This window comes from Cellulophaga lytica DSM 7489 (assembly GCF_000190595.1).
Taxonomy (GTDB): domain Bacteria; phylum Bacteroidota; class Bacteroidia; order Flavobacteriales; family Flavobacteriaceae; genus Cellulophaga; species Cellulophaga lytica.
In genome coordinates, this window is record NC_015167.1 from 3,211,628 (window position 1) to 3,228,301 (window position 16,674).

The following is a 16,674-nucleotide window of genomic DNA, read 5'->3' on the forward strand; positions in this document are numbered from 1 at the left end:
GTAATATAAATTTATACAATAATGAAATCTTTAATTTTAAGTATAGTAACTATATTAAGTTTTACAGTTGTTGTTTGTGCACAAGAAACAGAAATAACTAATGGTTTATATAGAACTTATAATACATACAAAGAATTGTCTTTAAAACAACGAAGAATAAAACATAAAGACTTGCAACCTTTAATAAAAAAGTATACTAATAACGCTAAGTTTAAGGTAACTAAAGTAGGTGAATCTATAGAAGGACGTAGCATTTCTTTAGTGAGTATAGGCACAGGGAAAATAAATGTGTTTTTATGGTCTCAAATGCACGGAGATGAACCTACTGCAACACAGGCTATTTTTGATATTCTCAATTTTTTAGATGCTAATTCGTTTCAGAAAGAAAAAGAAAAAATATTAAGTAAGCTAACGCTTCATTTTTTGCCAATGTTAAATCCGGATGGGGCAGAATATTATACACGTAGAAATACACTGGGTATAGATATAAACAGGGATGCTTTGCATCTACAATCTCCAGAAGGTAGAACATTAAAAAGGGTAAGAGATAGTCTTAAGGCTAATTTTGGTTTTAACCTACACGACCAAAGTACGTATTATAATGCAGAGCGTACAAATAAACCTGCTACTATATCTTATTTAGCGCCAGCATATAACTATGAAAAAGATATTAATGAAGTACGTGCAAATGCTATGAAAGTAATTGTTTATATGAACAGTATTGTACAAAAATATGCACCAGGACAAGTAGGGCGTTATAATGATGATTTTGAGCCGCGTGCTTTTGGTGATAATATACAAAAGTGGGGAACAAGTACTATTTTAATAGAGTCTGGTGGTAATTATGATGATGTAGAGAAACAAGAAATACGTAAGCTAAATTACGTATCTATCTTATCTGCTATATACACTATTGCAAATGGATCTTATGCTAATATTGCTATAGATGATTATAATAAAATCCCTGAAAACGATAGAAAAATGTTCGACTTAAAAATGACGAATGTTAGTTATAATCTGTTAGGTAAAACATACAAGTTAGACATAGGGGTTAACCACACAGAAATAGATAACCCTATGCACACAAATTTTTATAATATAGGTAGAATAGCAGATCAAGGAGATTTGTCTACGTACTACGGCTATACCACTTTTAATGCAGAAGGTTATACTGCAGTACAAGCAAAAAAATATCCAAAAACGTTAAAAAGCTTAGAGCAGTTTTCTAAGCTTAACGCTTTTGCTTTATTAAAAGAGGGGTATATGTATGTACCTGTAGATAAAGTACCAGTTAAACTAAAAAACACCCAATTACCATTACATATAGTAAACACTGGTTATGTGCTACCTAAAGTAATGCGTTTAACACCTGGTAAAAATCCTAATTTCTTTTTAGAGAAAAATGGAGAGCTAGTGTACGCTATTGTTAATGGGTATTTAATAGATTTGAAAACTAAAAAAGGTTATTTTAAAAACGGACTAATTTTAAAGTAATTAATAACCAAAACCTGTAATTACTTGTTGCGGATTTCTTAGGATTGCTGTTAGCATTGTAAAACTAATTAATACAATGCTAATAAATACACTTATTACAAATGCTTTGTAAATTACTGGTTTGTTGCCAATGGCACTTTCGTGGATAATTTCTTTTAGTATTCCCATTTTAATATATGTTATAGTGTTAGTAATTGGTTTGCAATTGTAAGTGTAAATAACAATTGCTTGGTATGTTAGTATAACAACTATAGCTAGGAAAACCCTACTTTTTAAACATAAAAAAAGAGCTTCTAAACAGAAGCTCTTTTAATTTATAGGTGTTAATTTTAATCTTGTTATAAGCCGCAACCTCCTGTAAAACCATCTGCGCTAAATTTAGTTTGTACAGCGCCTTCTCTATTTTGTTTTTTTACTTGTATTACCAAATTACTTGTGCCGCTACCATCTCTTTTAGGAGTGCAGTACTCAAATAAGTAAAAACTATTTGCTCTTTCAGATATTTTAGTAGAGATCTCATTAAATGTAGTTTCTAACTCTTCTTTATTAGTGGCAAATACACTAAATGTTTTACCAAGTTCTTTTAAAATTTCAGCATCAATTTCACTACCTAAACCAATAGAAAAGAAAGATATGTTAGGATCTGCATCTGTTACCTTTTTTAAGGCAGCAGCTTTAGTGTATCTAGACGCTTGGTCTGTACCATCTGTAAATAAAACTACAGAGGCTGCACCAATAACATCTTTAGCAGTATTATCTTCTAAATATTTACTTGCTAAATCTGTAGATCTTATTGCTGCTCCGTATAAATCTGTAGAGGCATCAGAGCTAATAGTACTTGTAATACTTTCTATTGCAGAAACTAACTCGTCTCTAGAAGAAGTTAATGGGTTTAGCTCATGTAATTTATCTTCGCCATCAAACCAATGAATACTCATTGTAAAAGAATCACTTTTGTCTTCTTCTTCAGGCATCACATTATTAATAAAACTAATAGACGCAGCTTTTAATTCGTCTAAACTACTATCTAATACACTTTTACTTAAGTCTAATACAAGTAGTGTGCTGTTATTAAAAATTTGTCCGTTTGGAGATATTTTTTTAGATGATTCGGTAGTAGATATTTTATTAAAACAATCATCATTTCTACCTTGTTCATATATTGTAAAATCATCCTCTACTAAACCAACAACAGGGTTGCCGTCTGCGTCAGATACTTTAAAAAAGACTGATACTTTAGAGGGTTTAGCTGTGTATTGTTCTTGTATGGATAATATTAGATCATTCTCGCCAAAACCAAGACAATCATCTACTGTTGTTCCTTTTCCTAATTCACCCTTATCGTTAAAGTCAAAATCTACATCATCATCTGCGTTACCACAAGAAATAGCTAGTAACGTTAAACAAAAAACAGAAAAAATCTTCAAATTCAATTTCATATATAATAATTTATGTTCATTAGTGTTAACGGCGGTAAACGTACAAAATTATGACTTGCTATGGTAAAGCCTGTTAAAAAATGTTAAGGTTTGTTATTAAATAGTTACACAGCTAGTAATAGTTAAAATTGTACCAGTAAATCTTATTTTTTTTGGTAAATTGTGTTTAATAAAGTTATACTCTTAATTGTTTCACCTATAAATCAACCAATATGCCAGCATACACAGTAAAGATTAACGGAAAAGAACAAACAGTAAATGTTAGTGAAGATACACCTTTATTATGGGTGTTAAGAGATCAATTAAATTTAGTAGGTACTAAGTTTGGTTGTGGTATTGGTCAGTGTGGTGCATGTACAGTGCATATAAATGGTAATGCTGTGCGTAGTTGCTCTACACCAATTAGTGTTATAGCAGAAAAGGAGGTAACAACAATAGAAGGTTTGTCTACAGAAGGTTTGCACCCTGTACAAGAAGCTTGGAAAGAGGTAGATGTACCACAATGCGGATATTGCCAAGCGGGACAAATAATGACGGCTTCAGCTTTTTTAGCAAAAAATAGTAGTCCGTCATCAGAAGAAATTAAAAGTGCAATGCACGGTAACATTTGCAGATGTGCAGCTTATAATAGAATCCATAAAGCAGTAGAAGTTGCTGCTAATAAATTAGCCTAATCACTCAATTTAAAAGCAACAACTATGTCAGACTCAAAAATAACATTTAGTAGAAGAAATTTTATAAGAACATCCTCTTTAGCAAGTGGCGGATTATTAATTGGTTTTAATCTTTTTAACTCTTGTAAACCCAATGCAAAAGCACCTGTAGATATTGCAGACTTAGATTATAAAGATTTTAATGCCTACATAAAAATAGCAGAAAACGGAGCTGTAAGTATATTTTCTCCAAACCCAGAAATAGGACAGGGTGTAAAAACTGCTATGCCTATGTTAATAGCAGAAGAGTTAGATGTAGCTTGGAGCAATGTAAACGTTATACAAGGAGATTTAGATACTGTAAACTTTCAAAGGCAAGTAGCAGGTGGTAGCCAGTCTATACGTCTTGGTTGGGAGCCTCTACGCCAAACAGGTGCTACAGCTAGGCAAATGTTAGTAAATGCAGCAGCAGCCCGTTGGGGAGTAGACCCTAGTAGCTGTACTACAAAAAATGGAGTAATTACAAATGCAAAAGGAGAAACATTAGGTTATGGAGCTGTTGTTACTGAATCAGCAGTATTAGATGTTCCAGAGAATGTTACCTTAAAAGACCCTAAAGATTTTACCATAATTGGTACAGATGCTGTAAATGTAGATATTGATAAAATTATAACAGGTAAGCCTTTGTTCGGTTTAGATTATAAAGCAGATGGAATGGTGTATGCTGCAGTTGTGCGCCCGCCTGCTTTTGGTAAAAAACTTGTTTCTTTTGATGCTTCTAAAGCTAAAGAATCTAGTAACGTTATAGATGTTATTGAGTTTGAAAATAAAATTGCAGTACTAGCAAAAGATACTTGGTCTGCATTTAAAGCAAAAAATACCATTAAAGCAGAGTGGAAAACTGAAGAAGAATTAGAAAGTACAGAGGACCATAACAAAATATTGCAAGAGTTATTACAAAATAAAGATGCTAAGGTATTACGTGAAGACGGTAATGTAGATAAAGCTTTTGCAGAAGCAGATAAAATATTAGAGCGTACATATGAAGCTCCTTTTTTACCTCATAATTGTATGGAACCTATGAATTTTTATGCAAATGTAACTGCAGATAAAATTCATTTGGTGGGGCCTATACAAACACCACAGCGTACTGCTGCAGGTATTGCAAATAGTTTAGGTAGAAAGCCTGATGAGGTGCATTTAGAAATGACTCGTATGGGAGGTGGTTTTGGCAGACGTTTATATGGAGATTTTGCTATAGAGGCAGCAACTATATCTAACTTGGCTAAAAAGCCGGTAAAGGTTGTTTACTCTAGAGAAGATGATATGACGGCAGGTATATACCGGCCAGCATCTAAATATAAAATAAAGGCAGCTATTAAAAATGGTAAAATAACAGGCTATCATTTAAGAGAGGCTGCTGTTAATGGTAATATGTACGGATTAATTCCTAACTTTTTTCCGGCTGGAGCTATAGAGAATTATAAAGTTGATGCTGCAAATTACCAAAGTAAAGTTACAACAGGTGCTTGGCGTGCTCCTTATACCAATTTTTTAGCTTTTGCAGAGCAAAGTTTTTTTGATGAACTTGCAGATGAGTTAAATGTAGACCGTGTGCAAATGAGACTAGACCTGTTGCAAAAAGTTAAAGGTACTACAGATGAAAAAATACAGTATTCTCCAGAACGCTTAGAGAATGTTATAAAATTAGCAGTAGAAAAATCTAACTGGGGAAAAACTTCAGATACTACTTACCAAGGTTTTTCTGCGTATTATTGTCATAACTCTCACGTAGCAGAGGTTGCAGATGTAGAAGTGGTAAATGGCCAGCCCGTAGTTAAAAAGGTTACCTGTGTTATAGATTGCGGTATTGTAGTAAACCCAATAGGTGCAGAAAACCAAGCTCAAGGTGGTGTTGTAGATGGTATTGGTCATGCAATGTATGGCGATTTTGCTTTTGATAAAGGAGTGCCTTCTTCTAAAAATTTTGATACATATAGGTTAATAAGAATGAAAGAAGCTCCGGTAGTAGAAACTCATTTTGTAGAAAACAATTTAGCACCAACAGGTTTAGGAGAACCAACCTTACCACCAGCAGGTGCAGCAGTTGCTAATGCATTAAAAGCAGTAACAGGGCATAGGTTTACACAACAGCCTTTTACTAAAAACCCAGAACATTTAAAAGTGCAGAAAAAAGAGATTATAGGTTAAATATGAAAATTTTACTATTTGGAATAACCAAAGATATTATAGGTTCTAGTGTGTTAGACGTTACTAACTTTACAACCAATACACAAAAAACAGTAGGTGATTTACATACCTACTTACAGGAAAAATATCCAGATTTAAGAAAACTGTCGTCATTAGCAATTGCTGTTAATAATGCTTATGCAGAACACAATAGCATATTAAATGATACAGATGAGGTTGCTTTAATACCACCAGTAAGTGGCGGATAATAGTTATACAAACGAAAGGAGAATAATGCTGATAGACAATCATAATAGAAAAATAAATTATTTACGCTTAGCTGTTACAGATCGATGCAATTTGCGTTGCAATTATTGTATGCCGTCTGAGGGAATTAACTTTGCCAAAAATAATAAGCTTTTTACCATTGAAGAGTTGGTAAAACTTAGTGAAATTGTTGTGTCTCAGGGAATAGATAAAATAAGAATTACTGGTGGCGAGCCTTTTGTACGCAAAGACCTTATGGTTTTACTACGTAAACTAGCTGTTTTAAATGGTTTAAATGATATCTCTATAACCACCAATGCAACATTAATTGGCCCGTATATTAGTGAGTTAAAACAATTAGGTATTACCAATATAAATGTAAGCTTAGACGCTATAAATAAAGAAACCTTTAATAAAATTACACGTAGAGATACGTATGACACGGTTTACAGCAATTTAATTAAATTAATTTCTGAAGGTTTTAATGTACGTATTAATTTTATTGTTTTAGACGGACAAAATACAGAGGATATAATTTCTATTTTAGAACTAATGAAGCATTACAACGTTTCTATTAGGTTTTTAGAAGAAATGCCATTTAATGGAGGTTCTAAGGAGTTTTCAACCATAAAATGGGATTACAAAAGTATATTTAATCATATTAAAACTGCTTTTCCTAAAATTGAAAAATTAGAGTCTCCTGCTACATCAACTTCTATCAATTATAAAATTAAAGGCCATAAAAGTACTTTTGGTTTAATACCGTCTTTTAGTAGAACATTTTGTGGGTCTTGTAACAGGTTGCGTATTTCTGCCACCGGAGATGTAATTACGTGTCTATATGCCAAACCAAGCAATAATTTAAGAGCTATTTTAAGAGAAGGAAATTCTGATGAAGCTGTAAAACAACAAATTTTAAAAGCAGTAGGCAGTAGAGCAAAAACAGGATTTGAAGCTCAAAAAAAATACGATGGTATTTTTAGCAATTCAATGACATCTATTGGCGGATAATTGCCTGAATAAACAATCTAAAACTTTTTTATTTTGAATAAAACGGAACTATACGGACTAGTATTAGCTGGTGGTAAAAGCACTAGAATGGGAACAGACAAAGGTGCAATTACCTACCATAATATTCCGCAAAGAGAATATTTATACAATTTACTAGCACAACTATGTAGTAAAACGTATTACAGTATTAGAGAAGATCAAAAAAAAGAATTTTCTAATACTACAAATGTTATTGTAGATGAAAATAAATTTAAAGGACCGTACAATGGTTTGTTAAGTGCATATAATACCAACTCTAATGTAGCTTGGTTGATTGTAGCTTGTGATTTACCTTTGCTAGACTTAACTGCTCTACAGCAACTAATAAAAGAAAGAGATAACACTAAACTGGCAACTGCTTTTGCTACTAAAGAAAGTAAACTACCAGAACCTTTATGTGCAATTTGGGAGCCAGAGGCTTTGCAAAAATCTGAAGCGTATTTAAATGCAGGTAATGGTAGTTGTCCGCGTAAATTTTTAATTAATTCAGATTGTAAACTTGTGTATCCAGAACAAGATAAAGTATTGCTTAATGCAAACTCTAAAGAAGAATATGATGTTGCATTGCAAAAAATAGAAGAACAACTTGCTAAATAATTATTATCTATGAATATGAGGTACATTAGACAAACTGTTTTAAAGGAGTTTGGTGATGCTGCACAAGAAAAACTAGCTAAAGCAAAGGTTCTAGTTGTTGGTGTAGGCGGTTTAGGTATTCCTGTTTTACAATACTTAAATGCAATGGGTGTTGGTACTTTGGGTTTGGTAGAAGCAGATACTGTAGATATTACCAATTTACAACGTCAGGTATTGTATACAGAAGCTGAGGTTGGAGCATCTAAGTTAGCAACAGCTATAGAAAAGTTAAAAGCTCAAAATAGCAATACATTATTTAAACAGTACAATACATTTTTAGCAAAGGATAATGTTTTAGATATAGTTTCTGGTTTTGATGTGGTTGTAGATGCTTCGGATAATTTTGCTACTAGATATTTAGTTAACGATGCTTGCATTATTTTAAACAAACCTTTTGTTTCTGGAGCAATACAGGGTTTTGAAGGTCAGCTAAGCGTTTTTAATTATAAAGGCGGACCAACATACCGTTGTTTGTTTCCTAATATGCCTTCTGCTAATGAAATACCTAATTGTAATGAAAACGGAGTGCTTGGTGTAGTGCCTGGTATAATTGGTAATTTACAAGCTTTAGAAACTGTAAAGTTACTAACGGGAGTAGGAGAGGTGTTGTCTGGAGAATTATTATTATTCAATGGTTTGCATCAAACTTATAATAAAATAAAATTTGCAGCTGTAAATAAGAATTTAAAACGTACTGAACTGGAAGATTCTTATGGTGATAATGGTTGTGCTACAGGAGCATCAATCACAATTAAAGAATTTAAAGAGTTAGTTGATAATAATACCAATTTTCAATTGATAGATGTGCGTACTATTAATGAGTACAATGTTTATCATATTCCAAACTCTATACATATACCACTTGCAGAGTTAGATTTTCATCTATCTAAAATAAAAAATAATACCACAACATATGTTATTTGTCAGTCTGGTAAACGTAGCAAAATAGCGCAAAACCAACTAGCAGAAAAAACTATAAATGTAGTAAATGTAGAAGGTGGTATAAATGCTTTTAAAAGCATAGAAATAGTGTAAATGATAACATTTAAAGAAGCATATAATAGCGTATTGCAACACACGGTAGATTACGGTACAGAACAAGTACTGTTAAAAGATGCTGTAGGTAGAGTTTTAGCTGTAGATATTAAGGCTGATAGGGATTTTCCGCCATTTAACAGAGCAACAAAAGATGGTATAGCATTGTCTTTCTCTGCAATAAATGATGGTCAAAGTTTATTTAAAATTGAAGCGGTAATACCAGCAGGTAACCCTACAATAGAACTTAAGGATAAAACGGCATGTGTAGAGATTATGACAGGCGCAGTTGTACCCAAAAGTACAGATGTAGTGGTAATGTATGAAGATGTTGTAATACATAATGGTTTTGCAAAATTACAAAAACAGCCAGTTAAAGGTCAAAATATACATATAAAGGGTAGTGATGAGCTTAAGGGGGCTACTGTATTACGTAAAAATACACTAATTACTGCAGCAGAAATTGGTGTGCTTTCTGCTGTTGGCGCAGCTAAGGTATGGGTTAAAAAATTACCTAAAATTACAACAATTGCTACAGGTAATGAGTTGGTAGAGGTTGCAGAAGTTCCGTTACCGCACCAAATACGTAAATCTAACATAAACTCTTTATATGCGGCTTTGCTAAATGAACACATACTTGCGCAAACGTTACATTTAAAAGATAGTAAGGAGGCTATAAAAGATGCTTTAGAGGTAGCTTTGAAAACTAATGATGTATTGTTGCTGAGTGGCGGAGTTAGTAAGGGTAAATTTGATTTTTTACCAATAGCATTAGAAGAATTAGGCGTAGAAAAAGTTTTTCATAAAGTATTACAAAGACCAGGAAAACCATTTTGGTTTGGGGTTCAAAAAGCAACTAATACAGTAATTTTTTCGTTCCCAGGTAACCCAGCATCTACTTTTGCCAACTACCATATTTATTTTAAACCTTGGTTAAATAAAAGCTTAGGTTTAACGGTTTCTAATAATTATGTTATTTTAAACGAAGAACTTGATAATAAAGGTAGTTTAACCTTATTTTTACGTGTTAAAGTTACTTTTACTAACGGTAAACTACTTGCAAACAGAATTATAGAAAACGGTTCTGGTGATTTAACCAGTTTGGCAAATTGCGATGGCTTTATTTGTATAGCCCCAAACAAAAACAGTTATAACAAAGGAACTTTGGTACCTTTTATACAAACAAGGAGATTATTGTAAAATGACGCATGAACTTAAAAAAATTGTAACGGCTTATACTAAAGCTAAACAGCAAAATAGAAAAACTGTTTTAGCAACTGTTGTTGCCTTAAATGGCTCATCATACAGGCGTCCGGGAGTACGTATGCTTATATTAGAGAACGGAGAAACCGTTGGTGCTGTTAGCGGTGGTTGTGTAGAAAAAGAAGTAGTAAGGCAAGCTGCAACTGTTTTTACAACTGGTGTAGCTAAGGTAATGACATATGATGGTAGATATAGATTAGGTTGTGAAGGTATTTTATATGTTTTGCTAGAGCCTTTTACACCAAACACAGTTTTTTGTGATACGTTTTGGAAAGTAGTAGCAGATAGAGATGATTTTAGTATTACATCATATTTTGAGCAAAAAGATGCTGAAAATGGTAGTTTTGGATCTGTTTTTAGTTTTTTTAATAAAAAATATGCAGTTTATGATAAGTTTCAACTTAATAAAGAACTACCTGCTTTTACTCAAAATTTAGAGCCTTGTTTTAAATTAATGATTATTGGAGCAGAACATGATGCTGTACAATTAACATCTTATGCTGCCTTAACGGGTTGGGAAGTTACCGTTTGTGTTATTCCTAAAGAAGAGAAACAATTATCAGATTTTCCTGGAGCAGAGAGTATACAAGTTGCTGTGCCAGAGCTACTAGAGGTTTCTAAAATAGATAACCAAACCGCAGTTGTTTTAATGACGCATAGTTATGTAAAAGACCTACAGTATTTATTGGCATTAAAAAAAGCACAGCCAATATACATAGGTTTATTAGGGCCAACAACCAGAAGAGAAAAATTATTAAATGAGTTTATAGAACATTATCCAGAGGTAAATGATGCTTTTTTAGATGTAATTCACGGTCCGGCTGGTTTACACATAGGAGCAGAAACACCACAAGAAATTTCTATAGCAATAGTAGCAGAAATATTAACAGTAATAAGAAAAACAAAACCTATACGATTAAAAGATAAAATTGGAAAAATACACAACTAAACTATAACAATGAAAATAGCTAATATTATTTTAGCTGCGGGTTCATCAACTAGAATGCAACAAACTAAACAAGTATTACCTTATAAGGATACAACACTTTTGGGTAATGCAGTACAACAAGCAGAGGGCACAGCTCTGTTAGATGTTTATGTAGTTCTAGGTGCAAACGCAGCCGAAATTAAAACACAAATTAACGTAAAAGAAGAACAAGTTTTTATCAACCTAAATTGGAAGAAAGGACTTGGGAGTTCTATTGCTCACGGAATTGTAGAATTACAAAAACTAGACGAAGAGTACAGTGCTGTTTTAATATCATTGGCAGATCAGCCATTAATAGACAGTGCATACCTTACTAAAATGGTAAGTCTGTTTTCTACATCGGTTAGTACCATTGTTGCAACAAACTATGGAGAAAGAGTAGGTGTACCTGCTATTTTTGATTCTCAATACTATGCAGAATTAAGAGAATTAAATGAAGATTTTGGAGCTAAAGAGATTCTTATAAAACACGCAAGTGAAATTGTAATGGTAGAACCTAATGGTAAAGAAATTGATGTAGATACACAGCAAGATTACAACAGTATTGCACATTAAAATTGTCTGTAATCTTTAGTAAATAAACAACCTCTAAATTTTTAGAGGTTTTTTTTATGCTTAAAAGTGTGATTTTTTTAAGGTAACTTATACTAATATTATAAATTAAAGTTGCTTATGAGCAAGGAAGAAAAATTTGTAGAGCTTATACAAAACAACCAAGGATTAATATTTAAGGTTACCACTGTATACACTAATAATAAAGCAGATCAGCAAGATCTTTATCAAGATATTGTGTACCAACTCTGGAAGTCTTTTGATAGTTTTAATAACCAATCTAAAATAAGTACTTGGTTGTACAGAGTAGCTTTAAATACTGCATTAACAAAAATTAAAAAGCACACTAAAAAACCTAAAAGTGTGCCTATAGAGAAAGTAATTGTGCAACAAGCAGAAGATTATAACCCTATTTATGAAGAGCAATTAAAACTTGTTTATGCCCAAATACAGCAGCTAAATGTATTAGAAAAGGCCCTTATGTTATTGCTGTTAGAAGGAAAAAAATATAAAGAGATAGCAGAAATTGTTGGTATTACCACTAGTAATGTTGGAACCAAAATTTCAAGAATAAAACAAAAATTAAAGAATAACATTTTAAAGCAATAATTATGAATATTGATGAAATGCAAGCTGTTTGGCAACAAATGGATAAAGATTTAAAAAAACAGAAAAAAATAACCAATACATTAGTTATGAAAATGACACAAGAGCGTTATAAAAACAAGTTTGGAAAATTAGCAACTTATGAAACTTTAGGAGCTTTAGTTTGCTTTGTAGCTGCTATTGTAATAGTTTTTAATTTTGGTAAATTAAACACGTGGTATTTGGCTTTGTGTGGTGTACTTTTAACGGTTTACTTTGTAACATTACCAGCTTTAGTTTTAAAATATTTGTATGCTATTAAAGCTATAAATATTGATGTTTCTAGCTATGCAGTAACGTTAAAAAAATATCTAAAGGCAAAAAATAAGCTGCTATTAGTACAACAATTAGGTATTTACTTAAATTTTGTAGCATTGTTATTAGTTATTCCTGTTTTTTCTAAACTATATAAAAACAAAGATGTTTTTATAACTCCAAATACAACTTGGTTTTGGTTAGTTCCTGTATTAGTAGTATTACTATTAGTTGTGTCTAAATGGGGATACAATTGTTATGTAAAAATAACTAGTTCTGCAGAGAACTTACTTAAAGAACTAGAGTAACTAGCATAGCATCAAAATAAAAAAAAGCAGCCATAATTAGGCTGCTTTTATTTTTTTTTAAAATATAGTGTTTATAACTGAAATAATCCTCCTTTAGGAATTGCATGAAAGCCAGTTGGTTTTACTGCGTTTTCAACTTTTTCAATTTCAACTATTTCTGTAGTTTGTATTGTAATTTCAGCAGGAAAAACGTCAGTATTTACTAATACATCTTTAATACCATTAACCGTAAGTATTGCTTCTACAACTTTAGCAACTTCTACTTGTTCTTTTGCGTTTGTGGTAAATACTTTACCGTGGTTACCAGGTATTACATTATCAGAAAGTAAACTCATTATATATGTTTTTAAGGGTGTGTATAATCAAAATATTTACAAAATTAAATATTATTACCTGCAACCTCTAATTTAATAACCTAAAAAAAGTATAACTGTTTAAAGTTTTACGTCTAAACTTATACTATACATGGTTTTAATTTTTAAATTGGTTGTGTAATATGCAAGAGTTATTGTCAGAAATAAAAAAGTGTACTGTTTGCAGTGCTAAATTGGCTTTAGGGCCACGGCCAATAGTTAGTGCCTCTGCAAAAAGCAAAATTGTTATTGTTGGTCAGGCTCCAGGTAGCATAGTGCATAACACCGGTATTCCTTGGAACGATAAAAGTGGAGAAAACTTAAGAAACTGGATGGGGATATCTACAGAAGATTTTTATAATACAGATAAAGTAGCTATTATTCCTATGGGCTTTTGTTACCCAGGCATGGGCAAATCAGGAGATTTACCACCAACAAAAGAATGCGCTCCTTTATGGCATAAGCAAATTTTAAATGGTATTAAAAATGTACGTTTAACACTTTTAATTGGTGCTTATGCACAGTCTTACTATTTAGGAAATAAAGCAGAAAAAACACTTACACAAACGGTTAAAAATTACCACACATATTTGCCAAATTATATGGTGCTACCACATCCGTCTCCAAGAAATAATATATGGCAAGCAAAAAATAAATGGTTTGTTACAGATGTGTTACCAGAGCTTAAAATACAAGTAAAAGAAATATTAAAATAAAGCTTAAAAGTTTTAAAACCATTAATTATCAAAAAATTAACTTTGAAAAAACAGCTTAATACTAATTTATATTTTAAATTTTGTATATTTGTAGCCTAAAAGAAAGTTTAAATACACAAACACGTGGTTCCTATAAATCCTGATTCTAAATCTTTTTAGACAGGTTCTTAAGCAAAAGTCGCCCATCTACGTATTTACTCCATTCCTTTTTAAAGAGCTATACAGGCTAAGTACAATTCTAAAAAATAGTTAATTTTAATGGCGAGATCGCAACAGACATTCGGTAAAAAAGAAAAAGAAAAAAAACGTTTAAAAAAACGTGAAGAAAAAGCAAAGCGTAAAATAGAAAGAAAAGCAAACTCTAAAGGTGGAGAGTTTGAAGATATGATTGCGTACGTTGATGAAAATGGACACCTTACCGATACGCCTCCAGATCCAACTAAAAAAGTTAAAGTTGACGCAGAAAGTATTGTTATAGGTATTCCTAAGAAAGAAGAAATGGAAGAAGAAGATCCAGTAAGAAACGGTAAAGTTTCTTTCTTTGACACTTCTAAAGGTTTCGGCTTTATTATTGACGCAGAAAATAACGAAAAGTATTTTGTACACGTTAGTGGTTTAATAGATGAAATATCTGAAAATGATAAAGTAAGCTACGAACTAGAAAGAGGTATGAAAGGTATGAATGCCGTTCGTGTAAAAAGAATATAGTACAATACCAACATATTGTATATAAAACGGTCATATTTAGTATGACCGTTTTTTTTAAATCTAATTTTGTAGTCATAACTATACGACTAGAAAATAACTTGTAACTTTGTCCAAAATATTATAAATGGAATCTTTCTCTGACTTTAATCTTAAAAAACAATTGCATTATGCAATTGACGACTTAGGGTTTACAACTCCAACACCTATACAAAAAGAAGCTTTTCCGGTAGTTATGTCTGGTAAAGATATGATAGGTATTGCACAAACAGGTACAGGGAAAACCTTTGCTTATATGCTGCCAATTTTACAAGATTTGGCTTTTTCTAAGCAAAAAAATCCAAGAGTATTAATTTTAGTGCCAACAAGAGAATTGGTTTTGCAAGTTGTAGAACAAATAAACAGTTTTGCAAAGTATATTAATGTACGCGTAATGGGCGTTTATGGTGGTACAAATATGAACACGCAAGCACAAGCAGTATCTCAAGGATCAGATATTATTGTAGCAACACCTGGCCGTTTATATGATCTTGTTTTAGCAAGAGCTTTGCAATTAAAATCTATAAAAAAATTAGTTATAGATGAAGTAGATGTAATGCTAGATTTAGGTTTTCGTTTTCAGATAACTAATATTTTTGAGTTGCTACCAACTCGCAGGCAAAACATTATGTTTTCTGCTACAATGACAGATGATGTAGAAACACTAATAAACGACTTTTTTATAAATCCCGAAAAAGTATCTATTGCCGTAAGTGGTACTCCGTTAGATAATATATCGCAAACTTGTTATGCTGTACCTAACTTTTATACCAAAGCAAATTTATTGGTACACTTGTTAAAAGACAAAGAAACCTATAAAAAAGTATTAGTTTTTGTTGCCAATAAGCGTTTTGCAGATCGTTTATTTAATTCTTTAGAAGAAATTTTTTCTGATGAATTATGTGTAATTCACTCTAATAAAACTCAAAATTACAGAATACGTTCTATAAACCAGTTTGATGAAGGTATTAATAGAATATTGGTAACCACAGACGTTATGGCACGTGGTTTAGATTTAGATAAAATATCTCACGTAATTAATTTTGATACGCCTACTTTTCCTGAAAACTACATGCACCGTATTGGTAGAACAGGTAGAGCAGAAGAACAAGGAAATTCTATTTTGTTTTACACAGAAAAAGAAGAAGAATACAAGGATGCTATAGAAGAGTTGATGGATTATAAAATACCAACTATTACTATACCAGAAAGTGTAGAAATTTCTAAAGAATTAATACCAGAAGAGCGACCAAAAATTTTAGAGCACCACAATCCTATTAATCTTAATGCAGAAGAAAGAGGTGCTAGCTTTCATGAAAAGAAAGAGAAAAATAAAAAAGTAAATAAAGGTGGTTCTTATAAGTTTGAAATTGCCAGAAAATATAAGAAACCAAAAACAAGAGGAGATAAAAACTATAATAAACGTAATAAGAAGAAGTAACTCTTTTTAAATGTTTAAATGTTATTTAGATTGAATAGGCAGATACCACAATCATTAAAAAATGAATTATTAGAAACCTCATCATTATTCAAATATACAGTTGAAGAAATGGAGAGGATTAGCAGGAATTTGCTTACTGATAATAATATTAATGATCAATTTTACAGAAGATTAATTATTAGAAATATATTCTCTATAATTGAGACTTATATTCATATCACAAAGAAAATAATAAAAATATTTCTAGCTGTAGAAGAATCTAGTAATAATTCAATTAGTTGGCCAGAATTGATTATTTTGAATGAAAAAAGAGCTTTTCTTGACAACAAGGGAAATGTGAAATTGAGAGATGAATTTCAAAGTTTTGAATCAAGTTTAAGGTTTACGTTAAATTTATACTCTCAATTATTTAAATTAAATAAGCCTAATTATGGAGATAAACGGTTCCAAAAACTGATTGAGCTTTCAAAGAGGCGTAATCATATTACTCATCCGAAAAAAAGATTTGAATTAGATATTTCGAAAGAAGAAATTATTGATTTGATGAGCGGTTTTTATTGGTTTATGGATTTAAATAACCAAATTCAAAATTCTTTTAATTCTTGGTTGAGAAAAACATTAAGAAATTAGATGTTTTTTAAAAAA

Annotated in this window: 19 protein-coding genes; 16 read left to right on the top strand and 3 right to left on the bottom strand. The window is 31.6% G+C overall.

The annotated features are described in order from the left end of the window. The first annotated feature begins 21 nt into the window (after nt 1–21). Entirely contained in the window at nt 22–1,494 is a 1,473-nt protein-coding gene (locus tag CELLY_RS14060; RefSeq protein ID WP_013622356.1) for a M14 family zinc carboxypeptidase, read from the top strand. On the opposite strand, the gene CELLY_RS17120 is transcribed toward CELLY_RS14060, so the two are convergent. Both CELLY_RS17120 and CELLY_RS14065 read right to left on the bottom strand, forming a co-directional pair. Further along, nucleotides 1,495–1,662: a hypothetical protein gene (locus CELLY_RS17120; RefSeq protein WP_013622357.1), complete on the bottom strand. Its 168-nt coding sequence runs from the start codon at nt 1,660–1,662 to the stop codon at nt 1,495–1,497. Between the two features lie 170 nt (nt 1,663–1,832). Next, complete coding sequence (locus CELLY_RS14065; protein WP_013622358.1) at nt 1,833–2,933, bottom strand: vWA domain-containing protein; 1,101 nt, start codon at nt 2,931–2,933, stop codon at nt 1,833–1,835. Between the two features lie 212 nt (nt 2,934–3,145). On the opposite strand from CELLY_RS14065, the gene CELLY_RS14070 reads away from it, so the two are divergent. From CELLY_RS14070 to CELLY_RS14120, 11 genes are all read left to right on the top strand, one after another. Beyond that, on the top strand, nt 3,146–3,607 hold the full coding sequence (locus CELLY_RS14070) for a (2Fe-2S)-binding protein (protein ID WP_013622359.1): 462 nt from the start codon (nt 3,146–3,148) through the stop codon (nt 3,605–3,607). 24 nt (nt 3,608–3,631) lie between these two features. Then, the gene (locus tag CELLY_RS14075) at nt 3,632–5,797 is read left to right on the top strand and encodes a xanthine dehydrogenase family protein molybdopterin-binding subunit (protein WP_013622360.1); all 2,166 of its coding nucleotides are present in this window, start codon (nt 3,632–3,634) and stop codon (nt 5,795–5,797) included. A gap of 2 nt (nt 5,798–5,799) precedes the next feature. Next, the gene (locus CELLY_RS14080) at nt 5,800–6,045 is read left to right on the top strand and encodes a MoaD/ThiS family protein (RefSeq protein WP_013622361.1); all 246 of its coding nucleotides are present in this window, start codon (nt 5,800–5,802) and stop codon (nt 6,043–6,045) included. Between the two features lie 25 nt (nt 6,046–6,070). Further along, the gene (gene moaA, locus CELLY_RS14085; RefSeq protein ID WP_013622362.1) at nt 6,071–7,054 is read left to right on the top strand and encodes a GTP 3',8-cyclase MoaA; all 984 of its coding nucleotides are present in this window, start codon (nt 6,071–6,073) and stop codon (nt 7,052–7,054) included. A 33-nt stretch (nt 7,055–7,087) separates the two neighbouring features. Further along, entirely contained in the window at nt 7,088–7,690 is a 603-nt protein-coding gene (locus CELLY_RS14090; protein ID WP_013622363.1) for an NTP transferase domain-containing protein, read from the top strand. 9 nt (nt 7,691–7,699) lie between these two features. Next, nucleotides 7,700–8,764 carry a HesA/MoeB/ThiF family protein gene (locus tag CELLY_RS14095; RefSeq protein ID WP_013622364.1) on the top strand — a complete coding sequence of 355 codons (1,065 nt, stop codon included), beginning with the start codon at nt 7,700–7,702 and terminating at the stop codon, nt 8,762–8,764. Next, on the top strand, nt 8,765–9,964 hold the full coding sequence (locus tag CELLY_RS14100; protein ID WP_013622365.1) for a molybdopterin molybdotransferase MoeA: 1,200 nt from the start codon (nt 8,765–8,767) through the stop codon (nt 9,962–9,964). A gap of 1 nt (nt 9,965) precedes the next feature. Beyond that, complete coding sequence (locus tag CELLY_RS14105; RefSeq protein ID WP_013622366.1) at nt 9,966–10,976, top strand: XdhC family protein; 1,011 nt, start codon at nt 9,966–9,968, stop codon at nt 10,974–10,976. 9 nt (nt 10,977–10,985) lie between these two features. Next, entirely contained in the window at nt 10,986–11,570 is a 585-nt protein-coding gene (locus CELLY_RS14110) for a nucleotidyltransferase family protein (RefSeq protein WP_013622367.1), read from the top strand. A 117-nt stretch (nt 11,571–11,687) separates the two neighbouring features. Next, nucleotides 11,688–12,176, top strand: a complete 489-nt coding sequence (locus CELLY_RS14115) for an RNA polymerase sigma factor (RefSeq protein ID WP_013622368.1) — start codon at nt 11,688–11,690, stop codon at nt 12,174–12,176. 2 nt (nt 12,177–12,178) lie between these two features. Further along, nucleotides 12,179–12,775 (top strand): hypothetical protein, encoded by a 597-nt coding sequence (locus CELLY_RS14120; RefSeq protein ID WP_013622369.1) that lies wholly within the window; start codon nt 12,179–12,181, stop codon nt 12,773–12,775. A gap of 71 nt (nt 12,776–12,846) precedes the next feature. Here the strand turns inward: CELLY_RS14120 and CELLY_RS14125 are convergent, their stop codons facing one another. Next, nucleotides 12,847–13,110 carry a hypothetical protein gene (locus CELLY_RS14125; protein WP_013622370.1) on the bottom strand — a complete coding sequence of 88 codons (264 nt, stop codon included), beginning with the start codon at nt 13,108–13,110 and terminating at the stop codon, nt 12,847–12,849. Between the two features lie 161 nt (nt 13,111–13,271). On the opposite strand from CELLY_RS14125, the gene CELLY_RS14130 reads away from it, so the two are divergent. The 4 genes from CELLY_RS14130 to CELLY_RS14145 all read left to right on the top strand — a co-directional run bounded on the left by CELLY_RS14130 (nt 13,272) and on the right by CELLY_RS14145 (nt 16,659). After that, the gene (locus CELLY_RS14130; RefSeq protein ID WP_013622371.1) at nt 13,272–13,844 is read left to right on the top strand and encodes a uracil-DNA glycosylase family protein; all 573 of its coding nucleotides are present in this window, start codon (nt 13,272–13,274) and stop codon (nt 13,842–13,844) included. A 258-nt stretch (nt 13,845–14,102) separates the two neighbouring features. Further along, nucleotides 14,103–14,552: a cold-shock protein gene (locus CELLY_RS14135; protein WP_013622372.1), complete on the top strand. Its 450-nt coding sequence runs from the start codon at nt 14,103–14,105 to the stop codon at nt 14,550–14,552. Nucleotides 14,553–14,676: 124 nt separating this feature from the next. Then, nucleotides 14,677–16,029: a DEAD/DEAH box helicase gene (locus CELLY_RS14140; RefSeq protein ID WP_013622373.1), complete on the top strand. Its 1,353-nt coding sequence runs from the start codon at nt 14,677–14,679 to the stop codon at nt 16,027–16,029. Between the two features lie 30 nt (nt 16,030–16,059). Beyond that, nucleotides 16,060–16,659 carry a hypothetical protein gene (locus tag CELLY_RS14145; protein ID WP_148228910.1) on the top strand — a complete coding sequence of 200 codons (600 nt, stop codon included), beginning with the start codon at nt 16,060–16,062 and terminating at the stop codon, nt 16,657–16,659. Nucleotides 16,660–16,674 lie beyond the last annotated feature (15 nt).